This is a genomic window from Citrobacter sp. Cpo045 (genome assembly GCF_030332875.1).
In the GTDB taxonomy this organism is placed as follows: domain Bacteria; phylum Pseudomonadota; class Gammaproteobacteria; order Enterobacterales; family Enterobacteriaceae; genus Citrobacter; species Citrobacter portucalensis.
The window spans coordinates 1-392 of the sequence record NZ_JAOWGZ010000028.1 but is presented as its reverse complement, the minus strand read 5'-3'; the positions used below and the strand labels follow the sequence as shown (position 1 = coordinate 392).

The 392-nt window shown below is 47.2% G+C and carries 1 protein-coding gene; it reads left to right on the top strand.

What is annotated here, in order from left to right:
- Positions 1–63: 63 nt before the first annotated feature.
- Positions 64–392, top strand: a 329-nt coding sequence (locus OGY13_RS00205) for a helix-turn-helix domain-containing protein (protein ID WP_072001105.1), incomplete at its 3' end; no start/stop codon positions are given.

Below are 392 nucleotides of genomic sequence, written 5' to 3'. Positions count from 1 at the left end.
CTGTAGATTCAATTGGTCAACGCAACAGTTATGTGAAAACATGGGGTTGCGGAGGTTTTTTGAATGAGACGAACATTTACAGCAGAGGAAAAAGCCTCTGTTTTTGAACTATGGAAGAACGGAACAGGCTTCAGTGAAATAGCGAATATCCTGGGTTCAAAACCCGGAACGATCTTCACTATGTTAAGGGATACTGGCGGCATAAAACCCCATGAGCGTAAGCGGGCTGTAGCTCACCTGACACTGTCTGAGCGCGAGGAGATACGAGCTGGTTTGTCAGCCAAAATGAGCATTCGTGCGATAGCTACTGCGCTGAATCGCAGTCCTTCGACGATCTCACGTGAAGTTCAGCGTAATCGGGGCAGACGCTATTACAAAGCTGTTGATGCTAA